A 16850-nucleotide genomic window follows, 5' to 3' on the forward strand; every position below is an offset into this window, starting at 1 on the left:
GGAGCAAACTTTCTCTCCCGCGGGTGTCCAAGCTGGTCACCGACTCGGCATTGAGTAGGCGTTCGCCGAACTGCGTATCGCCGCAACGTGGCCCAACCGTTACCAAAGCAGAAGAACCGGTCGCCCGACAAATCGGGGCGGGCACCGTCACGGTCCCGTCGCGGGCATTCCGGTGTACGGCGGAGCCTTCGGCGGCGGCACCGGCAGGCCGCAACGGGCCAGCTCGTAGCGCGGCACGCGGTCGATCCGGTAGCTGGTGAAGTGCCACGCGTTGAGCACGTTCGAGGCGAAGCGCCGCAGACCCAGCGGCCCCCGGATCGCGGTCAGCATCGCGTCGGTCTGCGGGCAGGTCAGCGCCACCTTCGCCTGCGCGACCCAGTCCTCGTCGAGGTACGGCGGAATGTAGGGATGCACCGTCAGGAACGGGCCCTCGGCGACCGCCCAGTCGGGGAAGAGGTTCTTGTCGTGGCCGATGCGGGCGTCGTCCAACCGGGCGGTGTGCGCGGCCAGCGGATTGGCCAGCCCGATCTGGTCGATGACCCGCACGTCGAGGCCCACGTTCATGCCGAGCATGCCGAGATTGGTGAAGAAGACGGTGTGGGGTCCGTGTCCGACGGACACGATGACGGGCGCCGACCCGGGCAGGGGTGGCGGCAGCGGCGGCGGCATCGCGGGGACGACGTCCCACTGGTCGTAGTTGCCCGACGGCAGCAGCAACGCACCGTCGGGGGTGTTGTCGATCGCCGCGATGACGGCGCGCATCCGCGGATAGTCGAGGTAGTCGGCGGCGGTCAGCGGATGCGCGTGCCCGGTCGCCTGCGAGTAGAACCGGCGCTCGTCGACGATGCCGGAGTACGTCACCCTGGTCGCGTCGTACCCCAGGCCCGGCGAATTCGCCGCCCACAGCGACCATCCCACGACCGCCAGCCAGAACACCGCCGTCGCCCCGGCCAGCAGAGCGCCGGGACCCTTGACCGACCGCATGCCCGCGGGCAGCACGATGGCGATGACGGAGATCGGGGCGAGCACGCAGAACAGCGGCGCCAACAGCACGCGGCCGTGCATGAAGTCACCGCCCTGCCGAATCCAGTACAGCGCCTGCAGGACACCGCTGACGACCATGAAGACCACGACGGCGGTGGGGCTCTGGACCAATCCCGCCCATCGACCCTGGGTGCGACCGGACGCAGTGCGCTTGCGCCACAGCAGACTTCGGACGCCCAGCAGCAGCAGGCCGAGTCCGGCGAGCAGGACCAGCGGCACCCACAGCAGATAGGGGTGGTTGAAGTTCGTCAGGTAGACGAAGCCCTGCGCCCACTTGGACCCCGACGCATCCTTGGCGATGGCGGTGCCCGGCACCAGCAGCCCGTAGTACCCCATCCGAAAGATCTGATACAGCACGGGAAGTAGGCCACCGGCGACCACGATGAGCAGCCTGCGCCGCCAGCCGTGCGCGGCGACGAGCATCATCACCAGGGCCAGGCCGCCGATCAGGGCGAGCTCGGGACGCACCAGCACCGACAGCCCCGCGACGAACGCCAACGTTCCGTCGAAGACGCCACCGGTGGCATTCGGGGACGTCTCGGTCGAGTTGATCCGGGGCGCCTGCGACCAGCACACCATCATCCACCAGAGCAGGCCCAAATAGGCCATCACCAAACCGTTTTCGAGACCTGAGGTGGCGAAGTCGCGGGCCGGTGGCACGGCGATGTAGACCAGCGCACCCGCGGGCAGCAGCAGGGCCTGCCTGCCCCGCAAGCCCGGGGCGTAGAGCCGGCCCGTACCGAGCATCACGAACACCATCCCGGTGACGCTGAGCGTCAACGCCAGGGTGAGCGCGACGTATTCGAGCTGCACCGAGCCGCCGACCCAGGCGCCCGCGGTGACGAGGTAGGTCCACACCGTCGAGGTGTTGGCCTCGACCCGCTCCCCGGCGTTGAAGACGGGGCCGTTGCCCGCCAACAGGTTTCGCACGGTGCGGAGCACGATGAGGCCGTCGTCGGCGATCCACCGGCGCTGCCACGCGCCCCAGCCGAACAGGACCGCGACCACCAGCACGCCCGACCACAGGCTGATCCGCACGGTGGGGTGGAACCCGAAGGCGGGCCCGCGGGCGAGCCGGCGCACGAACGCCGAGGACGCATCCAGCCGGTCAGCTGAAGTAGGCCGCTGCACAGACGCTTCCGATCCACGCCACGGCGAGCAACTGCAGCACCCGGTCCCGCAGCGCGATGTCCTCCGGCTCGCCGGCGAGGCCGCCGTCGACGTCGACGGCGTAGCGCAGGATGGCGATCGTGAACGGCACCATGGTGACGGCGTACAGCGACCCGCCGCCGGTGCGGTCCCGCTCGAACGCCCACAGTCCGTAACACAGCACGACGGCGGTCGCCGACATCGTCCACACGAAGCGCAGATAGGTGCTGGTGTAGCTCTCCAGGGCCTTGCGGATCTTGGCGCCCGTGCGTTCGGCGAGCTGCAGTTCGGCGTAGCGCTTGCCCGCACTCATGAACAGCGAGCCGAACGCCATGACGAGCAGGAACCACTGCGACAGCGGGATGTTGGCGGCCACGCCACCCGCGATGGCGCGGATCAGGAATCCGGAGGACACGATGCAAATGTCGAGCACCGCTTGATGTTTCAGCCCGAAGCAGTACGCGAGCTGCACCGCGAGATAGATGGCCATCACCAGCGCGAGATTCGGCGAGACGGACCACGCGAGGCCGAGCGACGCGGCCCCCAGCACCACCGCCAGACCGTAGGCAAGGGTGACGGGGACGACCCCCGCGGCGATCGGGCGGTTGCGCTTGGTGGGGTGGGCGCGGTCGGCCTCGACGTCGCGCGCGTCGTTCACCAGGTAGATGCACGATGCGGCGAAGCTGAACGTGACGAACGCGATCAGGACGTCGACGATGGCGTGGGTGTCGAAGCGGACGTCGCGGCCCAGCGCCGCGACCGGGGCCGCGAGGACGAGCAGGTTCTTCACCCACTGCCGCGGTCGAATGGCCTTGACGACGCCGCTGACCAGGTTGCTCGGGGGGCCCGCCACGGGGGGAGCTTCCTCACTCATTCTGCTCACCTGTCTCCTTCTGGTCCGACGGCGGCTCCGACCGTCCTGGCGACGACTGCTCCCACGGCCACACCCGTCAACACGTCGGACGGGTAGTGCACGCCAAGGACCAGGCGCGACAGCGCCATGGGGGGCACCAGCAACCAGGGCAGGGGAAGTCCGGTGGCGCGGCCGAGCAGGATCGCGGCCGCCGTGGTCGACGTGGCGTGCGCCGAGGGGAAGCTCAACCGGCTCGGCGTCGCGACGTTCACCGCGATCGACGGGTGGTGGGGCCGCTCCCGCTTCGCGATGCGCTTGATGACGACGGCGGCTCCGTGCGCGACGAACGCGCCCCACCCCGCGGCCAGCCACACCCGGCGTCGCCGCGGCTGCACGAGCGCACCCAGCAGCGACACGGCCACCCAGCCCGCACTGTGCTCGCCGAAGTGCGACAGCGCCCGTGCGCCGGGCAGCACTCCGGGGCGCCCGGCGAGGGTCGACTGCACGGCGACGAGCGCCGCGTCCTCGCCTCGCAGGGTGTCCGTCACCGGGAGACTTCTGCTGACGTCGGTGTGGCGGGGAGCAGTACGGTCTCCCACTTCTGCTTGCTGGCCAGCACGGGCAGCGCGCCGCGGTAGACCTTGCGCATCTTGTTGAACCTGCGGGCCAGCAACGCCTGGCGGCGCAGCGACGCGCGCAGCAGCTCGAACATCTTGGCGCGGTCGCGCTGGCGATACACGACGCCGCGACCGTCGGCGGTGGTGACGGTCACGCCGTCGACCCGCGACAGCGAGAACCAGCGCGCGTCCTGCGTCGCGACGTTGATCTGCGGGCGCTGGTGGTGCTGCGGATCGTGCGGCGTGAGCTGGTGGAGCACGCCGCGGGTCAGCCGCACCGCGATGGCGAGCGGACTGACCGGGATCTTGACCTTGCGGCGCCACCGCTTGTCCGACGGGGTCGGCAGTGCGGTCGCACTCGGCAGCACGATGGCATCCGGGTACTCCGAGCGCATCGCGCGCACCGCGGGCAGGGCCGACTCCAGGATGGAGAAGATGTGCTCCGGGCCGGCGAGGAAGTCGTCCATGGCCTTGTTCTGGATGGCGACCGTCGAATACTCAAGGCAGAGAAGGTGTTTCAGCGTCGCCTTGAGGTGGCTGGCGATGAGCCCCCCGATGCCGCCGTCCCAGTGCAGGGCGGCCACCACCAGCCGGTTGCGCAGGTGGAAGTACGCCTGCCAGTCGATGGCGTCGTCCTTGTCGCTCCACGCCATGTGCCAGATGGCCGCGCCGGGCAGCGTGACGGTCGGATAGCCGTGCTCGCCGGCGCGCAGCCCGTACTCACAGTCGTCCCACTTGATGAACAGTGGCAGCGGCTGGCCCAGCTCCTCGGCGACCGACCGCGGGATCATGCACATCCACCAGCCGTTGAAGTCGGCGTCCACGCGGCGGTGCAGCAGCTTGCTGCGGTATTCCTCTTCGTCGTTGAGGCGGTACTTGGCGAAGTTGTGGTCGTACTCCGTGTTGACGGCGTTGGTCCACATGAAGTTCGCCTGGTCCACCATCTCGCCCATCACGTGCAGGTGCGAGGGCTCCTGCAGATTGAGCATCTGACCGCCGACGAGCGTCGGGACCTTGGCGAACCGGTTGAAGGCGAGCGCCCGCAGGATCGAGTCCGGCTCGATGCGGATGTCGTCGTCCATGAACAGGATCTGTTCGCAGTCGGTGTTCTTCAGCGCCTCGTACATGACGCGGCTGTAGCCGCCCGAACCCCCGAGGTTGGGCTGATCGTGGATCGTCAGCCGGTTGCCGAGCCCGGCGGCGGCCGCGGCGAAGTCTGGATGGTCCTTGGCCTTGCTGGTGCCCTGATCGGAGACGATCACCGCGGTGATCACCTCGTCGACCATGGGATCCGACGTCAGGGTGGCGAGCGCGTTGACGCAGTCCGACGGGCGGTTGAAGGTGGGGATGCCGACGGCGACGTTGGCGCGGCTGGGCGCCTCCCGCGGCGCGTACCAGCCCGCGCGGTGCACCGTCACCGTGGTGTCGGTGGTGATGTCGAACCAGATCCAGCCGCCGTCCTCGAACGGGTCGAGCTCCATCTCGAATTCGACTGCGGCGGTGCTGTTCTCGTCGGCGCTCGACACCGCGGCGCCACCCACCGTGATGCGCGCGCCGGTGGCCTTGGACCGGTACACGTCGACCCTGGCGCTGCCGCTCAGCTCGACGCGCAGCACGACCGACTCGAGGATGGACCAGCGCCGCCAGTAGCTGGCCGGGAACGCGTTGAAGTACGTCGCGAACGACACCTCGGACTCCGCGCCGATCTCCAGCGTCGTGCGGGTCCGCGCGTGGGCCCGCTTGGCGTTGGTGCTCGACTCCTCGAGGTACAGCTTGCGGACGTCGAGCGGTTCGCCCGGGCGGGGCAGGATGACGCGCGACAGCAGGCTGACCGCCTTGGACTGCCCGGCGTCGAGCGCGCCCGACGGGATGTCACTCATGTTCGGCTCTCTTCCAGCGGCGCACCGTCGCGCAGGTGTGGCGCCAGCGTGTTGTCGTACATGTTCAGCGCACTGGCGATCGCCATGTGCATGTCGAGGTACTGATAGGTGCCGAGGCGCCCCCCGAACAGCACCCCGGCCGACGCGGTCTCCGCCTTGGCGCGCGAGCGGTAGGTGGCGAGCCGTTCGCGGTCGGATTCGGCGTTGATCGGATAGTAGGGCTCATCGGAGTCCTCGGCGAACCGCGAGTACTCCCGCATGATGACCGTCTTGTCCGTCGGGTAGGCGCGTTCGGGATGGAAGTGCCGGAACTCGTGGATGCGGGTGTAGGGCACGTCGGCGTCGTTGTAGTTCATGACGGGGGTGCCCTGGAAGTCGCCGCGGTCGGTCAGCACCTCGAGCTCGAAGTCCAGCGTGCGCCAGCCGAGCTTGCCGTCGGCGTAGTCGAAGTAGCGGTCGAGCGGGCCGGTGTACACGACGGGTGCGTCGGGGTTGGCGGCCCGCAGTTCGTCGCGGACGTCGAACCAGTCGGTGTCCAGGCGCACCTCGATGCGATCGTCGGCGGCCATGTTCTGCAACCAGGCGGTGTAGCCGTCCTTCGGCAGACCCTCGTAGGTGTCGTTGAAGTAGCGGTTGTCGAAGGTGTACCGCACGGGCAGCCGGGTGATGTTGCCCGCGGGCAGTTCCTTGGGGTCGGTCTGCCACTGCTTGGCGGTGTAGGCCTTGACGAACGCCTCGTACAGCGGGCGCCCGATCAGCGAGATCGCCTTCTCCTCGAAGTTCTGCGCGTCGGCGCTCTCGATCTCCGCGGCCTGCTCCCGGATCAGCGCTCGCGCCTCGTCGGGGGTGAAGTACCTGCCGAAGAACTGCGATACCAGGCCGAGTCCCATGGGGAACTGGTAGGACTGCCCGGCGTGCATGGCGAAGACCCGGTGCTGGTAGCCGGTGAACTCGGTGAACTGCCGGACGTAGTCCCACACCCGCTGGTTCGACGTGTGGAAGAGGTGTGCGCCGTACTTGTGGATCTCGATGCCGGTCTGGGGCTCCGCCTCGGAGTACGCGTTGCCGCCGAGGTGCGACCGCCGGTCGAGCACCAGCACGCGCTTGCCCAGCTGGGTGGCCACGCGTTCGGCGATCGTCAGCCCGAAGAACCCGGAACCGACGACGAGGAGGTCGAAGCGGCCGGTGGGGTGCGCAGCGACCTGGGAGGTAGGAGCCGTCATCGGCAGCAAGGGTAGCCGACGGTGCTTGGCACCCGGCCCATCGATGCGGGCGCGGCGGCAGGTCGCGATTCGCTCACGATTGCGCATCGTCACTCTAGACACAGCAGTCTCAGCCGTACCATCGAACTCGTTCCCCATCACGTACACGGTCCAAGAAATACTGAGGAGACTTCCGTGCCTAACCGTCGTCGACGCAAGCTCTCGACAGCCATGAGCGCAGTCGCCGCCCTGGCCGTTGCAAGTCCAGTCGCAGTCGTTGCCCTGTCCAGCCTGTCCACCACCACGACCGCGGCCCCGCAACACCGCGAGTTCGTTGCGGCCGACCTGTCCACCGATCTGCCCAATCAGCTCATCGGCGCTCTGACACAAGGACTTTCGCAGTTCGGTGTCAACCTGCCGCCGTTGCCGAGCGGGATTCTCGGTGGCGCCGGCGCGCCGTCCGCGACGACGCTGACGAGCCCGCTCACCACGCCCGGTCTGACCCCCGGGCTGACTACGCCCGGGCTGACTACGCCCGGCCTGACCAACCCCGGTCTCACGGCCCCCGGCCTGACCAACCCCGGGCTGACCAACCCGGCGGCCGCCGCCGTGCCCGGGCTGACCACGCCCGGCGCCACCCCCGGTCTGACCACCCCCGGCCTGACGACCCCGGGCACCACGCCAGGTCTGACGACCCCCGGGCTGACCACGCCGGGCCTCGCCGACGCCGGGCTCACGAATCCCGGTCTGACCACCCCCGGGCTCACCAACCCGGCGGGCGCGCTGCCGGGGCTGTCGACACCCGCCGCCAATACCGGCCTCGGCCTGCCGGGCGCCGGCGGGCTCGGCACCGGTCTGCCGACGGACGTCGGACTCGCCGATCCCGGCGGCACCTACCCGATCCTCGGTGGCGATCCCGGTCTCGGCCTCGGCGCCCCCGCGAGCAGCGGGAGCGGCGGGTTGCTGGGGGATCTGAGCAGCGCCGCTCAGAGCCTCGGCGCCAGCCAGGCGATCGACCTGCTCAAGGGCATGGTCATGCCGATGATCACCGGCGCCATCCAGAAGGGTGCGGCCGCACCGGCAGCCGCCGCAGCGGCGGCCCCGGCAGCAGTCCCCGGCGCCTAGAACCCTCGCCGAAACGGCACCGCAGAAGCCTCGACGGGCTCTGCGGTGCCGTTGCGCGTGGGAGCCACATCACCCCGATCGACCGGGGCTAGAGCCACCAGCGTTCCAGGACGCGCGCCAGCCCGTCGTCGGTGTTGGGCGTGGTGACCTCGTCGGCCGCCGCCTTCGCGTCGGGGTGCGCGTTGCCCATCGCGACGCCGAGCCCCGCCCACAGCAGCATCGGCACGTCGTTGGGCATGTCGCCGAACGCGACGACGTCCCCCGCGGCGATGCCGAGCGGCCTGGCCACCTCGTCGACCCCGGAGGCCTTGGTCACCCCCAGCGGCACCACCTCGACGAGCCCGTTGTTGGTCGAGTAGGTCAGGTCGCCCTCCAGCCCGATGTGCGGCGCCAGGGCGGCCGCCATGTCCGCGCTGCTGGCGCCGGACTTGCGGATCAGCAGCTTGACCGCGGGCGCGTTCAGCACGTCCTCGAGCGAGACCACCGTGTTGTCGGGGTTGAGCCAGGCGTGCTCGTAGTCCGGTGAGCTGAGGAACTGCGGCGTCGCGGCGTCGTGCGCGCTGCGGCCGACGCGCTCCACGGCGAGCCCGGCCCCCGGGATGACGCGGGTCGCGACCTCGGCCAACTCGGCGAGCAGGTCGACCGACAGCGTCTTGGCCGAGAGGATCCGGTCGGTCGCCGAGTCGTAGAGCACGGCGCCGTTCGCGCACACCGCCATCGGCGCGAAGCCGAGGGCGTCGACCACCGGCGGGATCCAGCGCGGTGGACGGCCCGTGGCGAGCACGAACGTGGTGCCCGCGTCGACGGCGGCGCGCACGGCGGCCTTGGTGCGGGGGGTGACGAGTTCGTCAGCGTCGAGCAGGGTGCCGTCGACGTCGGTCGCGATCAGAGCGGGTAGCACTAGTGATTCTCCTTGCGGGCGCGATCAGCGAGCTCGTCCGCCTCGCGCTTGCGCGCCTCTGCCATGGTCGGGGCGCTCCCGCCAAGCCTGTAAGGCACCCAGTGGGCGCCCCGTGGATGATCGTAGGACTGCTGCACTCCGTGCAACAGCGCGGTCATCCGCGCCCGCAGCCCGTCCATCAGCTCCTCGGCCGTGCCGACCGGCGGCAACCCCTCGCCGACGGCGACGGTGATCGGAATTCGGTTGTGGCCCAATTGCTTCGGATGGTCCTTGGTCCAGATGCGATGGGCGCCCCATACGACGAGGGGAATGATCGGCACCTGCGCCTCCAGCGCCATCCGCGCGGCGCCGGACTTGAATTCCTTCAACTCGAAGCTGCGGCTGATGGTCGCCTCCGGGTAGACCCCCACGATCTCCCCCTCCCGCAGCCGCGCGACCGCCGCCGCGTAGGCGTCGGCCCCGGCCCTGCGGTCCACCGGAATGGTCTTGGTGTGCCTGATCAGGAAGTCGACGATGCGCACCCGCTGCATCTCCGCCTTGATCATGAAGCGCAGACGCCGGCCCCGGCGCTTCGCCGCCAGCGCCGCGGGCAGGAAGTCGACGTAGCTGGTGTGATTGATCGCCAGCACCGCGCCGCCCGTCGTCGGGATGTGCTCCAGGCCCTCGTAGTCGATCCGCGCGCCGGTGACCCGCACCGCGGTCGTGCCCGCGATCTCCAGCGCTCGGAAGACCGGTTCCATGCCACTTACCCCGAGGACTCGCCCTGCCGGGCACGCCGCGCCGCCTTCTCGGCCGCCTCGTCGGCGTCCATGCGGTTGGCCTCGGCGAGGGTCGGCGCGCCGCCACCCATGCGGTGGGGCACCCAGTACTCCCCGGCGGGGTGCTCGCCGTAGGCCGTCTGCACCTGCTCGAGCAGGTGCTGCATCCGCGAGTGCAGCAGCGCCGTCAGCTCGGCCGCGGGCAGCGTCGGCGCGATGGGCTCGCCCACCGCCACGGAGATGGGCACCTTGGGCCGCCACATGTTCTTCGGGTGCCCCTTGGTCCAGATGCGCTGGGCGCCCCAGACGATGTGCGGAACGATCGGCACGTTGGCTTTGATCGCCATCCGCGCGGCGCCCGACTTGAACTCCTTGATCTCGAAGCTGCGGCTGATCGTCGCCTCGGGGTACACCCCGACCAGTTCGCCGTCGGCCAGCCGCTGGCAGGCCTCGGCGAACGACGCCGCACCGCTGTCGCGGTCCACGGGGATGTGCCGCAGGCTGCGCATGATCGGCCCGCTGACCTTCGAGTCGAAGACCTCTCGCTTGGCCATGAACCGCACCTTGCGACCGCGCCCCTGCCGGAAGGCGGGCAACCCCGCGAAGGTGAAGTCGAAGTAGCTGGTGTGGTTGATCGCCACGACCGCGCCGCCCGTGGCCGGCAGATTCTCCACGCCGGTCACGGTGAACGTCAGCCCCTGCAGCCGCCAGACGCAGCGAGCGAGGGTGATGACAGTCCCGTATACCGGCTCCACGACGGTCAGCCTAGTGCTGCCGCTGGAACGGTTAGGATCGGAATGGCGCATACTCCCCAGGGAAGGCGATGAGTGCAGGTCACGAGTGTCGGACACGCAGGCTTCCGGATCGACTCCTCCGCTGGGAGCATCCTCTGTGACCCGTGGGTGAACCCCGCGTACTTCGCCTCGTGGTTCCCGTTCCCCGACAACAGTCAGCTCGACTGGGACGCCCTCGGCGACTGTGAGTACCTGTACGTCAGCCACCTGCACGCCGACCACTTCGACCCGCGGCACCTGGCCGCCTACGTCAACAAGGACGCCGTCGTCCTGCTGCCCGACTTCCCGGTGCCCGATCTGCGCCGGGCCCTCGAAGCGCTCGGCTTCCACCGCTTCTTCGAGACCACCGACTCGGTCAAGCACCGCGTCAGCGGGCCCAAGGGCGACCTCGACGTGATGATCATCGCGCTGCGCGCCCCCGCCGACGGTCCCATTGGCGACTCGGGCCTGATCGTCTCGGACGGCGAGACCGTCGCGTTCGACATGAACGACGCGCGGCCCATCGACCTCGACGTCATCGACGCCAACTTCGGGCACGTCGACGTGCACATGCTGCAGTACTCGGGGGCCATCTGGTACCCGATGGTCTACGACATGCCCGACCGCGCCAAGGAGGCGTTCGGCGTGCAGAAGCGCCAGCGCCAGATGGACCGCTGCCGCCAGTACGTCGCCGCGGTCGGCGCCACGTGGGTGGTGCCGTCGGCCGGTCCGCCGTGCTTCCTGGACGACGCCCTGCGCCAGCTCAACGACGATCACGGCGACCCGGCCAACATCTTCCCCGACCAGGTGGTGTTCCTCGACCAGCTGCGCCGCAACGGGCACGACCGCGGGCTGCTGATGATCCCCGGCTCCGTCGCCGAATTCACGGGCAGCCAACTGGATTCGCTGACCCATCCCGTGCCCGACCCCGAGTCGATCTTCACGACCGGCAAGGCCGACTACATCGCGGACTACGCGCGGCGGATGGCGCCGGTGCTGGCCGCGGAGAAGGCCCGCTGGGCCCCCGCCGCCGGCGAGCCGCTACTGGAACCGCTGCGGGCCCGGCTCGAACCGATCATGCTGCAGAGCGACCAGATCTGCGACGGCATCGGCTATCCCGTCGAACTGCGTCTCGGCCAGGAGTCCGTCGTGCTGGACTTCCCGAAACGCACCGTGCGCGAAGCGATTCCCGACGAGAAGTTCCGCTACGGCTTCGAGATCGCACCGGAACTGGTCCGTACCGTCCTGCGCGACGACGAGCCGGACTGGGTCAACACCATCTTCCTGTCGACCCGCTTCAGGGCGTGGCGCGTCGGTGGCTACAACGAATACCTGTACACGTTCTTCAAGTGCCTGACCGACGAGCGCATCGCCTACGCCGACGGCTGGTTCGCCGAGGCGCACGACGACTCCGCGTCGATCACGTTGGACGGCTGGGAGATTCAGCGTCGCTGCCCGCACCTGAAGGCCGACCTGTCCAAGTTCGGCGTCGTCGACGGCACGACGCTGACCTGCAACCTGCACGGCTGGTCGTGGAACCTGACCAACGGCCGCTGCCTGACGTCCAAGGGCCACGAGCTCAGGAGCGCCAAGGCGTGACGGCCGCGACGTATGACGACGGGCTGGTCCTGCTGGACCGCCACGCGATCACGTTGCGCCGCTACCACTTTCCGTCGGGCACCTCGAAGGTGATCCCGCTGCGCTCGGTCCGCGGCTACCAGACCGAGTCACTGGGCCTGCTGGTCAACCGGTTTCAACTGTGGGGCAGTTCCGACCCGCGCCGCTGGCTCCCCCTCGACATCCGGCGCCCGATCAAGTCGACGCTGGTGACGCTGGACGTCGCGGGCGCCCGGCCGCGGCCCGCCTGCACCCCGGTGCGACCCGGCGAGTTCCTGGCCCTGCTCGACGAGCTGTTGGGCTAGTCCCTCTCCCGCAGGATCGTCGCCTCCAGCAGTCGCTGCACACCCTTGGTCGCCGACCTGCCCGCCGCGGACACCGCGCGTTCGAGTAGCCCCGGCGGAGTCGAAAACCGAACGTGCACGTCGTCGTCGACGCTCACGACCCCCGGCGTGCCGACGTCGGCATAGACGCCGAGGAAGCGGTTGGTCCGTTCGAGCAGCTGCCGCGTGATGCCACGGTCGAGGTCGACGCCGGGCTGCGGACGGGTGGGGACGACGCACCGAATGGTGGGCATCGCCACGTCCAGCACGGTCGTTCCGATGCGCACCTGGCCGCCCACCCACGCCGCCTCGGGGAAGTCGACGTCGGGATCGGTGCCGTCGACCAGCACGTTGGGCCGGAACCTGCGGACGTCGTACGGCGTGCCGTCGGACGACAGCGCGCGCAGGCTGGCGGTGCTCAGCAGATGCACCGGGCTGAGGTCGACGAACGTGCCCGGCGGCGTCGAGTACCGGGCGAGCGTGACGATGTCGCGGGGCGAGAACACCGAGGTGTCCGGGAGCGCCTCGGCGTCGTCGAGCCCGAAGTCCTTGCGTACCTGGGACGCCGAGAAGTTCGCGAGGGAATCCCGCGTCGTCATCCGGTGCTGGCTCTTGTCGTGGGCGGGCGGCAACGCGGTCAGTCGCACCTCGCGCCCGACGAGCTCGGACAGCGCGACGTGCACGGCGGCGTCGTCGTGGGTCAGCTCGCGCCCGTCCGGCAGCGTGATCACCACGCCCGGCGCATTGCCGGGCCCGGCGTCGTCACCGGGCTCGGTCAGATAGCGCGCCGAGCAGCCGAGCAGGGCGGGCAGCCTGCGGGCCGACGCGGTGATGCCCTTCTCGACGTCGCGCACCGCCCAGAGCCGGTCGGCGTGCACGCCGCGCCGGTCGATGCGCAGGCGGTCGACCCGGCCGCCGCCCATCGACTTCACGGGGAAGCGCCACAGCTGCGCGACGGTGCTCACCGCTAGGCCCGCGAAACTACTTGTCGCAGTTCGGAATTGGCGTCGGACTCGGTGTCGTAGACCCGCACGATCGCCTCGTCGCCCGGCTGCAGGAAGGTCGACTCACCCAGTTCGGTGTAGCGCGTTGCGCCGATGCCGATCAGCACCCGGGACGGATGGCCCGCAGCGACCATCAGCGCCCCGACGTCCTCGAGTGGGGTGTCGGGCGAGCCCTTCTGGTGGGCCAACCGCTCGGTGATCCAGTCCAGCAGCACCTCGCCGTAGTACGAATAGCCCAGCAGCGGACTGTCCACGCCGTAGGCGTGTTCCGCGCCGTCGGCCGTCCTGAGGTGACAGACCAGGCGCAGCGTCGACGTCGGTCCGTCGGGGGTCAGGTCGCCGATGTCGAAGAACCGCGCCGCCACGCCCTTGGACGCCGGACCCCAGTTCTTCTTGTGGCTGATCTTCGCCGCGTTGGGGCGCCGGATCGAACAGTCGTTGAACGCGCCCAGCGCGAACGGCTGCAGCGACACCACGGTGTCGCCCTGCCACGTCACCTCGCAGGCCAGCCCCACCTCGGGCTCGATCTGAAGGTTGAGCGGAATGTCGCTCTGCGGCAACAGGATCGCGTCGTGGGACAGCGGGAACTCGCCGAGGAGGCCCCCGGCACCCGGGGCGTACCACGGGAAGATGCCCTTGGGCGCGGCCCCCTCGCTCGCGACGTTGACGAAGTCGGCGGCCTCCCCGGCCTGCTCCAGATGGCCGGCGAAGTTGCCTGCCACGCCGAAGCCGAACCACGACTTCAGCTCGTCGAAGTCCAGCTCGCTCGTGTTCATGGGGTCAACACCGACCTTCCGACGTAGGGCACCAGGGCCTCCGGCACGCGCACGCTGCCGTCGGGCTGCTGGTGATTCTCCAGGATGGCGACCAGCCAGCGCGTCGTGGCGAGCGTGCCGTTCAGCGTCGCCGCGATCTGCGGCTTGCCGTTCTCGTCGCGGTAGCGGGTCCCCAGCCGCCGCGCCTGGAACGTCGTGCAGTTCGACGTCGACGTCAGCTCGCGGTAGGCGCCCTGCGTCGGCACCCACGCCTCGCAGTCGAACTTGCGGGCCGCGGAGGACCCGAGATCGCCTGCGGCCGTGTCGATCACGCGGTAGGGCACCTCGATCTTGGCGAGCATCTCGCGCTGCCAGCCGAGCAGCCGCTGGTGTTCGGCCTCCGCGTCCTCCGGCCGGCAGTAGACGAAGGCCTCGACCTTGTCGAACTGATGCACGCGGATGATGCCGCGGGTGTCCTTGCCGTAGCTGCCCGCCTCGCGCCGGAAGCACGACGACCATCCGGCGTAGCGCCGCGGCCCGTCGGACAGATCGAGGATCTCCCCGGAGTGGTAACCGGCCAGCGGCACCTCCGAGGTCCCGACGAGGTACAGGTCGTCGGCCTCGAGGCGGTAGACCTCGTCGGCGTGGGCGCCCAGGAAACCGGTGCCCGACATGACCTCTGGACGCACCAGCACCGGCGGGATGACCAGGGTGGCCCCGTTCTCGGTGGCGAGCCGGACGGCGAGTTGCATGAGGCCGAGCTGCAGCAGCGCCCCGAAGCCGGTCAGGAAGTAGAAGCGCGAACCGGACACCTTCGCGCCGCGCTCCATGTCGATGATGCCGAGCGCCTCCCCCAGTTCGAGGTGGTCCTTGGGGGCGTCGAGCCGCGGTGGTTCGCCGACCGTGTCGAGCACGACGTAGTCGTCTTCGCCGCCGGCGGGGACGCCGTCGGCGATGACGTTGGGGATGGCCATGTGCGCGGCGGTGAACGCCGCCTCCGCGGCGGCCTGCTCGATCTCGGCGGACTTGACGGCCTCGGCGAGTTCCTTGGCGTGGGCGAGCAGCGCCGGCCGCTCGTCGGCGGACGCCGCCCCGACCCGCTTGCTCGCCGCCTTCTGTTCGGCGCGCGCATCGTCGGCCTTCGAGATCGCCGATCGCCGCGCGGCGTCGGCGTCGAGCAGCACGTCGACGAGGCCGGGGTCCTCCCCCCGCGCCCGTTGCGACGCGCGGACCCGGTCGGGATCTTCACGCAGCAGTCTGAGGTCGATCACGGGGAAACCCTACGTTCGTACCCGGCCGCGACGTGCGCCGGGGCACAACCACATAACGTTACAACTGCATCTCTTGTCACACGGCGTGGCGCGCCTGTCACAATGGAGCCGATGTTGGACGCACCGACCACCGCGGAGCAGGAGACGACCCCGTCGGGTGACGCGGCCGCCACCCCCGCGTGGTGGCGCAGTCTGCAGGCCACCTCGACCCGGCGCGCGCTACTGCTGACCGCGCTCGGAGGGCTCCTCATCGCTGGTCTCCTCACCGCGTTGCCCGGCACCGGTCCCGGCCCGATCGGCCTGAACGTCGGCTCGGCGTCCCTCGGCAGCGCCCGCGGCAACGCGACGTTCGACCATGCGCAGAGCGGGTCCTGCCTGAACTGGCCCGAGCAGGTGCCCGACGCCGCGCAGATCGTCGACTGCAAGGACGAACACCGCTTCGAGGTCGCCGAGGCCATCGACATGCGGACCTTCCCCGGCACCGAGTATGGCCCCGACGCCGCGCCGCCGTCGGAGGCCCGCATCAAGCAGATCAGCCAGGAGCAGTGCCAGGCCGCCGCGCGCCAGTACCTCGGCACGAAGTACGACCCGAACGGCCGCTTCAGCGTGAGCCTCGTCTGGTCGGGGGACAAGGCGTGGCGACAGGACGACGAACGCCGCATGCTGTGCGGTCTGCAGCTCGCCGGGCCCGACAACCATCAGCTGGCGTTCGCGGGCAAGGTCGCCGACCTCGACCAGTCGAAGGTGTGGCCCGCGGGCACCTGCCTCGGCATCGACCCCGCCACCAACCAGCCGACCGACATCCCGGTGGACTGCGCCAAGCCGCACGCCATGGAGGTCACCGGCTCGGTGAACCTCGCCGAGAAGTTCCCCGGCCCGGTCCCGCCCGACGGCGCCCAGGACCAGTACGTCAAGGACACCTGCACGAAGCTGACCGACGACTATCTGGCCCCGGTCGCGCTGCGCAAGACCACGCTGACCCTCATCTACAGCACGATCTCGCTGCCGAGCTGGACCGCGGGCAGCAAGCAGGTGTCGTGCAGCATCGGCGCAACGCTCGGCAACGGCGGCTGGTCGACCCTGCTCAACAGCGCCAAGGGTCAGCTGATGATCAATGGGCAACCCCCGGTCCCGGTGCCGGACATCCCCGCGGAGCGGTTGGACCTGCCGCCCATCCCGCTGCCCCCGGTGGATACGTCGTCGCAGGTCTCGACGCAGATCGACATGAGCGGACAGGGCAGTTCCAGCAGTTCCAGCAGCTCCGGCAGCCAGCTCCCGCAGGGCAACGACCACCTGCCCGGCCAGCAGCAGGCCGGCCCGACGCAGACCTCGGCGTCCACGGCGCCGACCAGCTCGGGAGCCGCGGTGCCGCCGCAGGGCAACACGTTCCTCAACGGACCGCCCCCGGGAGCCGGCGACGGCCAGCCGCAGGACGGACCCCAGGGACCCCCGCCCGCCGGCGGCGACCAGGGCGCACCCGCACCCGGCGAACCCGCGCCCGCGGTGGGTCCGGCCCCGGGGCCCGCCCCCGGTCCCGCGGCTCCCGTGCTGCCCGGATCCACGCCGGGCCAGTAGCCG

General features: G+C 70.0%; 15 protein-coding genes. 4 read left to right on the forward strand and 11 right to left on the reverse strand.

Features of this window, described 5'->3' with window-relative positions:
* Positions 1-147 precede the first annotated feature (147 nt).
* The 5 genes from zomB to glf are packed head-to-tail and all read right to left on the reverse strand — an operon-like array spanning position 148 to position 6766.
* Positions 148-2175 carry a terminal beta-(1->2)-arabinofuranosyltransferase gene (gene zomB, locus G6N60_RS25695; protein WP_281355782.1) on the reverse strand — a complete coding sequence of 676 codons (2028 nt, stop codon included), beginning with the start codon at positions 2173-2175 and terminating at the stop codon, positions 148-150.
* A complete protein-coding gene (locus G6N60_RS25700) occupies positions 2153-3067 on the reverse strand; it encodes a decaprenyl-phosphate phosphoribosyltransferase (protein WP_163742694.1) in 915 nt (304 codons plus the stop codon). Before G6N60_RS25700 ends, zomB begins: the two co-directional genes overlap by 23 nt.
* A gap of 5 nt (positions 3068-3072) precedes the next feature.
* Complete coding sequence (locus tag G6N60_RS25705) at positions 3073-3594, reverse strand: phosphatase PAP2 family protein (protein ID WP_163742697.1); 522 nt, start codon at positions 3592-3594, stop codon at positions 3073-3075.
* Positions 3591-5543, reverse strand: a complete 1953-nt coding sequence (locus G6N60_RS25710) for a glycosyltransferase (protein WP_163742699.1) — start codon at positions 5541-5543, stop codon at positions 3591-3593. Before G6N60_RS25710 ends, G6N60_RS25705 begins: the two co-directional genes overlap by 4 nt.
* Entirely contained in the window at positions 5540-6766 is a 1227-nt protein-coding gene (gene glf / locus G6N60_RS25715; RefSeq protein WP_163742702.1) for a UDP-galactopyranose mutase, read from the reverse strand. Before glf ends, G6N60_RS25710 begins: the two co-directional genes overlap by 4 nt.
* A gap of 174 nt (positions 6767-6940) precedes the next feature.
* Between glf and G6N60_RS25720 the strand changes: the two genes are divergently transcribed.
* On the forward strand, positions 6941-7870 hold the full coding sequence (locus tag G6N60_RS25720) for a hypothetical protein (protein WP_163742706.1): 930 nt from the start codon (positions 6941-6943) through the stop codon (positions 7868-7870).
* An 88-nt stretch (positions 7871-7958) separates the two neighbouring features.
* Here the strand turns inward: G6N60_RS25720 and G6N60_RS25725 are convergent, their stop codons facing one another.
* From G6N60_RS25725 to G6N60_RS25735, 3 genes are read right to left on the reverse strand one after another with little or no spacing between them, the layout of a single operon-like run.
* Complete coding sequence (locus G6N60_RS25725; RefSeq protein WP_163742709.1) at positions 7959-8771, reverse strand: HAD family hydrolase; 813 nt, start codon at positions 8769-8771, stop codon at positions 7959-7961.
* Positions 8771-9511 carry a lysophospholipid acyltransferase family protein gene (locus G6N60_RS25730; RefSeq protein ID WP_163742712.1) on the reverse strand — a complete coding sequence of 247 codons (741 nt, stop codon included), beginning with the start codon at positions 9509-9511 and terminating at the stop codon, positions 8771-8773. Before G6N60_RS25730 ends, G6N60_RS25725 begins: the two co-directional genes overlap by 1 nt.
* 5 nt (positions 9512-9516) lie before the next feature.
* A complete protein-coding gene (locus G6N60_RS25735) occupies positions 9517-10284 on the reverse strand; it encodes a lysophospholipid acyltransferase family protein (protein ID WP_163742714.1) in 768 nt (255 codons plus the stop codon).
* 72 nt (positions 10285-10356) lie between these two features.
* On the opposite strand from G6N60_RS25735, the gene G6N60_RS25740 reads away from it, so the two are divergent.
* Positions 10357-11901 carry an MBL fold metallo-hydrolase gene (locus tag G6N60_RS25740; protein WP_163742716.1) on the forward strand — a complete coding sequence of 515 codons (1545 nt, stop codon included), beginning with the start codon at positions 10357-10359 and terminating at the stop codon, positions 11899-11901.
* Positions 11898-12224: a hypothetical protein gene (locus tag G6N60_RS25745; RefSeq protein WP_163742718.1), complete on the forward strand. Its 327-nt coding sequence runs from the start codon at positions 11898-11900 to the stop codon at positions 12222-12224. The genes G6N60_RS25740 and G6N60_RS25745 overlap by 4 nt, the downstream gene beginning before the upstream one ends.
* Here G6N60_RS25745 and G6N60_RS25750 read toward each other — a convergent pair.
* The 3 genes from G6N60_RS25750 to serS are packed head-to-tail and all read right to left on the reverse strand — an operon-like array spanning position 12221 to position 15272.
* Complete coding sequence (locus G6N60_RS25750; RefSeq protein ID WP_246241047.1) at positions 12221-13207, reverse strand: MOSC domain-containing protein; 987 nt, start codon at positions 13205-13207, stop codon at positions 12221-12223. The genes G6N60_RS25745 and G6N60_RS25750 overlap by 4 nt on opposite strands.
* 2 nt (positions 13208-13209) lie before the next feature.
* Entirely contained in the window at positions 13210-14022 is an 813-nt protein-coding gene (locus G6N60_RS25755; RefSeq protein ID WP_163742721.1) for a DUF5718 family protein, read from the reverse strand.
* On the reverse strand, positions 14019-15272 hold the full coding sequence (serS, locus tag G6N60_RS25760) for a serine--tRNA ligase (protein WP_163742723.1): 1254 nt from the start codon (positions 15270-15272) through the stop codon (positions 14019-14021). Before serS ends, G6N60_RS25755 begins: the two co-directional genes overlap by 4 nt.
* Positions 15273-15374: 102 nt before the next feature.
* On the opposite strand from serS, the gene G6N60_RS25765 reads away from it, so the two are divergent.
* Positions 15375-16847, forward strand: a complete 1473-nt coding sequence (locus G6N60_RS25765; RefSeq protein WP_163742725.1) for a septum formation family protein — start codon at positions 15375-15377, stop codon at positions 16845-16847.
* Positions 16848-16850 lie beyond the last annotated feature (3 nt).

This window comes from Mycolicibacterium madagascariense (assembly GCF_010729665.1).
Classification (GTDB): Bacteria; Actinomycetota; Actinomycetes; order Mycobacteriales; family Mycobacteriaceae; genus Mycobacterium; species Mycobacterium madagascariense.